This is a genomic window from Aeromonas sp. ZOR0002 (genome assembly GCF_963866995.1).
Taxonomy (GTDB): domain Bacteria; phylum Pseudomonadota; class Gammaproteobacteria; order Enterobacterales; family Aeromonadaceae; genus Aeromonas; species Aeromonas caviae.
On record NZ_CAWMFQ010000330.1, the window covers coordinates 40,062 to 46,468 of the forward strand.

At 65.8% G+C, this 6,407-nt stretch carries 4 protein-coding genes and 2 pseudogenes; 1 reads left to right on the forward strand and 5 read right to left on the reverse strand.

Annotated elements, in window-relative coordinates; genetic code table 11:
• Together AACR77_RS17795 and AACR77_RS17800 are read right to left on the reverse strand one after the other, a co-directional pair.
• Nucleotides 1-669: pseudogene (locus tag AACR77_RS17795) on the reverse strand (peptidase M3); the annotation flags it as partial.
• Between the two features lie 169 nt (nt 670-838).
• Nucleotides 839-1,750: a DUF808 domain-containing protein gene (locus tag AACR77_RS17800; RefSeq protein WP_039038966.1), complete on the reverse strand. Its 912-nt coding sequence runs from the start codon at nt 1,748-1,750 to the stop codon at nt 839-841.
• A gap of 206 nt (nt 1,751-1,956) precedes the next feature.
• On the opposite strand from AACR77_RS17800, the gene AACR77_RS17805 reads away from it, so the two are divergent.
• Nucleotides 1,957-2,559: a DUF924 family protein gene (locus AACR77_RS17805; protein ID WP_042883112.1), complete on the forward strand. Its 603-nt coding sequence runs from the start codon at nt 1,957-1,959 to the stop codon at nt 2,557-2,559.
• A 54-nt stretch (nt 2,560-2,613) separates the two neighbouring features.
• Here AACR77_RS17805 and AACR77_RS17810 read toward each other — a convergent pair.
• The 3 genes and pseudogenes from AACR77_RS17810 to secD all read right to left on the reverse strand — a co-directional run.
• A pseudogene (locus AACR77_RS17810) lies at nt 2,614-4,233 on the reverse strand (methyl-accepting chemotaxis protein).
• A 250-nt stretch (nt 4,234-4,483) separates the two neighbouring features.
• Nucleotides 4,484-5,398 carry a protein translocase subunit SecF gene (gene secF / locus AACR77_RS17815; RefSeq protein ID WP_029314368.1) on the reverse strand — a complete coding sequence of 305 codons (915 nt, stop codon included), beginning with the start codon at nt 5,396-5,398 and terminating at the stop codon, nt 4,484-4,486.
• Between the two features lie 109 nt (nt 5,399-5,507).
• A partial coding sequence (gene secD, locus AACR77_RS17820) for a protein translocase subunit SecD (RefSeq protein ID WP_042883113.1) occupies nt 5,508-6,407 on the reverse strand: 900 nt, incomplete at its 5' end.

A 6,407-nucleotide genomic window follows, 5' to 3' on the forward strand; every position in this document is an offset into this window, starting at 1 on the left:
CTGCTCCGCCTCCCAGGCGCCCTGGATGGCGTGCCAGGCGCTGGCGCGCCGCGCCCTGTCCGGGTGGGCGAGCAGGTTGTCCGCCTGGGCAAGCCCCATGGGCACCCCCTCCACCACCGGCAGCAGCCGCCCCACCAGGTTGTCGTAGAGATCCCCCCACCCCTGCAGGCCGTCTACCGCCAACCCCTCGATGAGCTGCTCGCTCTCGAGCGAAAGCCACTGATCCTGCAGCGCTCTGTCGTGATGGATGTGGTAGGCCAGCTCGAAGAGCTCGGGATCTTGCAGCAGGGTGCGCACCAGTGACTCGGGGGCGCGAACCCAGAACAGGTCCACCGGCTTGCTGCGCTGGGCCAGGGTCGCCTCCAGCTGCTGGCCCCGGGAGAGCAGTACCCGGGCCTCCTCGTCGCGCCCGTGCTGGCTCAGCCGGTTGTAACCATAGACCTGGCTGTTCCAGGCCAGGGTCTTCACCCCGTTGGCCTCGCGGCGGATGGCCCGCAACAGGTGGCGCAGGGCATTGGCATCCGCAACGGGATGGGCGGGATCCGGCAGGTCCGCCAGGAGGGCGTCAAGCCGGGTAAGGGCGCGGGCAGCCTCCTGGAAGGCGGCCTCGATGGCAGGATCGTCGGGGGCGGCATAGATGTGATCATCTCGCCAAACGGGTGGTTTCATGGTTGTCCTTGTCTGTTTGCGTCCATATCGGGTCACCCCGCCTCTGCGGGCGGGTGAAACCGGATAGTACGAAGGGGGCCAGGCACTTGCCTAGCCCCCATTCGAGGCAACCAGCAGAAGAGCGCCCCCGGGTGCGACGGCCCCTGTCGGCCCTCCCCCGACAAGCGACCTATTTGGCGGGCTGAAGCTTGCTCACCAGGGTCATGGCCACCACCAGCACCAGCCCTGCCACCACGCCTGCCAGAGCGCTCAGCAGGGTGGGCGTCACCACGGCCAGTACCCCGCCGACCCCGGGCAGGGCGGCCACCGTGCCCGCCGTCCCTTCGATGAGATGATGGAGGAAGGGCCAGCCATGGACCAGAATGCCGCCGCCGACCATGAACATGGCGATGGTGCCCACCAGGGCAAGCAGGTGCATCAGACGGGGCGCCGTCACCAGCAGCCCCTGCCCCACCGCCCGGCGCACGGCGCCGCCATCGGGCTTTTGCAGCAGGTGCAGACCGATGTCGTCGAGCTTGACGATGAGCCCCACCAGGCCATAGACCCCGACGGTCATCAGCAGGGCGATGCCCGCTACCACGGCGATCTGCAGGCCCAGGCTCGACCCCTGCACGGTGCCGAGGGCGATGACGATGATCTCCGCCGAGAGGATGAAATCGGTGCGAATGGCCCCCTTCACCTTCTGGCGCTCATAGGCCGCCAGATCCTCGGGCACCGGCGCCGCCTGATGCGCCTCCTCCTCGTGGGGCAGGAACTTGTGGACCAGCTTCTCCGCCCCCTCGAAACAGAGGTAGGCCCCCCCCAGCATCAGGAGCGGGGTGATGAGCCAGGGGATAAGAGCGCTGATGGCGATGGCGGCAGGCACCAGGATGAGCTTGTTGCGAAACGACCCCTTGGCCACCGCCCACACCACCGGCAGCTCACGCTCGGCCCGCACCCCGGAGACCTGTTCTGCATTGAGGGCGAGATCGTCCCCCAGCACCCCAGCCGTCTTCTTCGCCGCCACCTTGGTCATCAGGGCGACATCATCGAGCACGCTGGCAATATCATCGAGCAGGGTCAACAAACTGGCTCCGGCCATATCTGGCATTCCTTCTATTGAGTGGGACACATCCGGGCTGCCCCGGTCAGGGTGATGAGGGGGTCAGGGGACCACGGGCCCATCCGGGGATCACCCTTTGGGGCAAAAGATGGCACAGTGTAACGGGAAGCCGCCACGGCGGCAGCCCCCCATGGCAGATCCCCTGCTCCGTTTTCACCTCACGGCCACCGGCCCAAGGAGTTCCCATGCAACCCTGGCAACCTCTGCTCGATTTCTGGTTTGGCGATGACGCAGACGACGCCCCCCGTGCCGCCCGTCAGGCCCCCCTCTGGTGGGGCAAGAGCAGCGAGACCGATGCCCTGCTGGCCTCACGCTTCGGCGAACTGGCGGCCCGTGCCGCAGCAGGCGAGCTCGCTCGTTGGGAGGACGATCCCGCAGGGCGCCTGGCCCTCATCCTGCTGCTGGACCAGCTGCCGCGAAACCTTCACCGCCACACCCCCGCCGCCTTCGCCCAGGACGACAAGGCCAGGGCGCTGTGCCTCAAGGGGCTCACCCTCGGGGTCGACAAGGGGCTCTCGCCGCTGGCCCGGGTCTTCTTCTATCTGCCCCTCGAGCACGCGGAGTCCAGAGAGCAGCAGGCCAGAAGCGTCGCCCTGTTCGAGGCCCTGGCCGACGAGCAGGCCACAGGCCCCGCTCGGGCCACCTTCCAAGGCTTTGCCGACTTTGCTCGGCGCCACCAGGTGATCGTCGATCGCTTTGGCCGCTTCCCCCACCGCAACGCCATCCTGGGCAGGGCGAGCACGGAGGAAGAGGCCGCCTTCCTGCAACAGCCCGGTTCGGGGTTCTGACATAAAAAAATCCCCGCCATGGGCATGGCGGGGAGAGAACAACCGATCCGCGCATCACTGGATGCGATAGCGGGAGATCTGCTGGTGGATATTCTCCGTGGTCACGTTCAGCTCCTCTGCGGCGGCAGAAGTCTCCTCCGCCGTGCTGCTGGTCTGCTGCACCACCTGGGCTATCTGCTCGACCTGGAGGGCGATGGATTCCGCCGCCGAGGTCTGCTCGCGGATGGCCAGGGTGATCTCGCCGACCTGATCCATGACGCGATGGGAGGCCTGGCGGATCTGGGTGATGATGGCCCCGCTTTCCGTCGCCATGGCCACCCCTTGCGCCACCTTCTCCTCCACCAGGACCATTCTGGCCACCGTGGCCTCGGACCCTTGCTGGATTGCCTCCACCGTCCTTGAGATCTCCTGGGTCGACTGGGCCGTCCGCTCCGCCAGCTTGCGCACCTCGTCGGCGACCACCGCAAAGCCGCGTCCCTGCTCACCGGCCCGCGCCGCCTCGATGGCGGCGTTGAGCGCCAGCAGGTTGGTCTGCCCCGCCACATCGTTGATGACGTTCACCACCCCACCGATGCGGGAGATCCCCTCCCCCAGCGCCGTCACATCGCGGGAGGCCTGACGAATGGCGTCGGCGATATCGTTGATGGCGAGCACAGTGCGCTCTATGGTGGCCCCGCCGTCACTGGCGAGCTTGCCGGATTCATTGGTGATGCGGCTGGTCTCCTGGGTGCGCTGGGAGATGTCCGTGATGCTCACGCTCATCTCCTCCACCCCGGCGGCGATAAGGCTGGTGGCGTCATTGGCCTGACTCGCCGACTCCGCCATGTGCTGGGCCGCCTGGGAGAGGGACTCTGCCGTGCTCTTGATCTGCAGGCTGCCCACCGAGAACTCGGTGAAGGTCTGCTGCAAGGTGTCCAGCAGGCGGTTGACCGCCGTCAGCGTCTGGCCGATCTCGTCCTGCTGGCTCACATTGGCCCGCAGGGTGAAGTTCAGGTCGCGCTGGATCTCGGACAGGGTCGCCATGGCCAGACGGAGGGGATTGGCGACCTGCCTGAACAGCCAGAGAAAGAGCACCAGCGTGAGGGCTCCCGTGCCCACCGAGATGAACAACAGGGCCTGCATGCTGCTATCGGCATTCTGCTCGCCTCGCAGCTTGACGGCGTCACCTTGCTGGATGTTGAAGTGGACGTGCTTGTCGATGGCCTGGGAAAGCTGCTCAAACAAGGGGGCAAGCTCCTTGTCGATCGCCTCTCTGGCCTCCACATTCTTGTTCTCGCGGGACAGGCGCAGGACGTCTTCGGAGGCTTTGTCGTACTGGGCAACCAGGCGCCGATCATCGGCGACGAGCTGCCTGTCCTCCTCATTGGAGATCATCCCGCTTTCATACTGGCTCAGCAGGGCGTCCATCTAGGTGTGAAGGGATGCAATGCTCTGCTCTATCTGACTCATCTTGCCGTCGTCGGTGTTGAGCACGTGCGCCTGGATCAATGAATGCAGGGCGTAGAAGTCTGTCTGTATCTCCTTGGTCGTGGAAATGCTGGGGACTGTGTTGTCTGTTACATAGCTGAGATCCGCATTGGCGGAGGAGAGTCTGCTGATGCTGAACCAGCTGAGACACCCCAGGGCCAGCATGACCAGCAGGGCAATGAGTTGAAGCCGACGAGCGATATTCATGAGTGCTTACTCCATCCATAGACTCCCTGCCAGTGTAGCCGAAGCGGGCCCCGAAAATAGCGCCTAAAACATGCATTTCATTACACTTTTCAACTTCTGCTCAGCCGCGTCACACACGCCGCCCCAGCCCGGCCTTCGGGACCGCCGCGCCCCCTCTGGCAGAATGGAAAAAGGAAGGCATTCGCCTTCCTTTTTTGCCCGGGGCGGCCGCACTGGCCGCCCATGTGCCCCGTGACGGGGCGTTCGGCGGTCACGCCGCCTCGGCCAGCTCCTCCTCTTTTTTCTGGTAGGCCTGGGGGGAGAGCCCCAGCAGCTCCTGCACGGTGGAGGCCACCGTGATGGAGGAGAGCGTCCCCACCAGGATGCCGGCGAACAGGGTGAAGGAGAAGCCGTAGAGGGCGTCGCCGCCGAACAGGAGCAGGGCCCCCACGGTGAAGAGGGTAGTGCCCGAGGTGATCATGGTGCGGCTGAAGGTGGCCTTGATGGCCACGTCCGAGCACTCGTGGATCCCCATGCGGGTACGCGACCCCAGCAAGTCCCGCAGCCGGTCCGAGATGACGATGCTGTCGTTGAGGGAGTAGCCTATCACCGCCATCAGGCCCGCGATGACGTTGAGGTCGAACTCGATGTCAAAGAGCGCGAGCAGCCCGATGGCCACCAGACCGTCGTGCAGCACCGACACCAGGATGCCGATGGCCTGGCGCCACTCGAAGCGCACCGCCAGGTAGGCGGAGATGGCGAGCGAGGCCACCAGCACCGCCAGCATCCCCTGCTGGAACAGCTCTGCGCCCACCTGGGGCCCGACGATGGTGGTGCGCAAGAGCTCCACCGGCAAGGCGAGTTGCTGCCCCAGCATGGTCGCCAGATCCTCCGCCGCCCAGGGCAGCGCGTGGGGGGGCAGCTTGATGAGCCACTCTCCGGGCACACCGGCGCCGTGCAGCTCCACCACCCCCGCCAGGGGCGCCGTCAGCAGAGCATTGAGCTCATGGGCCTCCTTCAGGGTCTGGATGCGAAACTCCAGCAGGATCCCGCCGGTGAAATCGAGCCCGAGGGCGAGCCCTTTTGTCGCAAGGACGGCCACGCAGGCCAGGGTCAGCAGCACGGAGGCCCACAGCCCGATATAGCGCCAGCGGGTCAGCCCCATGGCCAGGATCATTCTCAGCATTGTTCTTCCCTCGACGTCAGGTGGTACAGGCTTCCCGGCAGGAAGCGGTCGGTGCGCAGGTCATACAGACTCACGGGCGCGGCGTCATGGTGATGAAGTCGGTTCATGATCATACCCTCAGCAGCTTGGCGCGGCTGTTGCCCCACAGGGGGTTGATGATGGCGCGGGTGCCCCAGATGCCGGTCACCATGCTGGAGATGAGTCCCAGGATCAGGGTGATGGAGAAGCCTTGCAGCGGCCCGGAGCCGATGGCATAGAGCACCACGGCGCAGATGAGGGTGGTGATGTTGGCATCGAAGATGGTGCGAAACGCCGAGCGGTAACCAAAGTCGATGGCGTTGGCAAGGCTCCCCCCCTCCCGCAGCCGATCCTTGATCCGCTCAAAAATCAGCACATGGGTGTCCACCGCCATGCCCACGGTGAGCACCAGACCGGCGATCCCCGGCAGGGTCAGCACGGCCCCCGGCAATACCGCCAGCATGCCCACCTGCATCAGCAGGTTGGCGACCAGCGCCGTGATGGCGACCCAGCCGAACTTGCGATACCAGGCCATCATGAACAGCATCATGCCCGCCATGCCGAACGCCAGGGCGGTGAAGCCCGCCTCGATGTTCTGCAGACCCAGGGTCGGGCCTATGCTGCGCTCCTCCAGGATCTTCAGCGGCGCGGTGAGGGCCCCGGCCCGCAGCAGCATGGCGAGCTCCTGGGCCTCGGGCAGGCTGCCAATCCCGGTGATGCGGAACTGGTTGCCAAGGGCGGTCTGGATGGTGGCGACGTTGATCACCTCGCTTCGGGCGCGCAGCTTGCCTTCGGCGTTGGTCTTGTACTCGGTGAAGACGGTGGCCATGGGCTTGCCCACGTGCTGGCGGCTGAACTGGTTCATCTTGCTCCCCCCCAGGGTGTCGAGCACGATGTTGACCTGGGGCTGCCCCATCTCCCCCATGTTGGCGCGGGCATCGACGATGTGCTCGCCGCTCAGCACCGGCTGGCGGGCCAGCCCCACTGCCTG

What these genes read in the sequence shown, in the direction of transcription:
- AACR77_RS17805 (WP_042883112.1), top strand. Translation starts at nt 1,957, where the DNA reads ATGCAACCCTGGCAACCTCTGCTCGATTTCTGGTTTGGCGATGACGCA.
- AACR77_RS17800 (WP_039038966.1), bottom strand. Translation starts at nt 1,750, where the DNA reads ATGGCCGGAGCCAGTTTGTTGACCCTGCTCGATGATATTGCCAGCGTG.
- secF (WP_029314368.1), bottom strand. Translation starts at nt 5,398, where the DNA reads ATGCTGAGAATGATCCTGGCCATGGGGCTGACCCGCTGGCGCTATATC.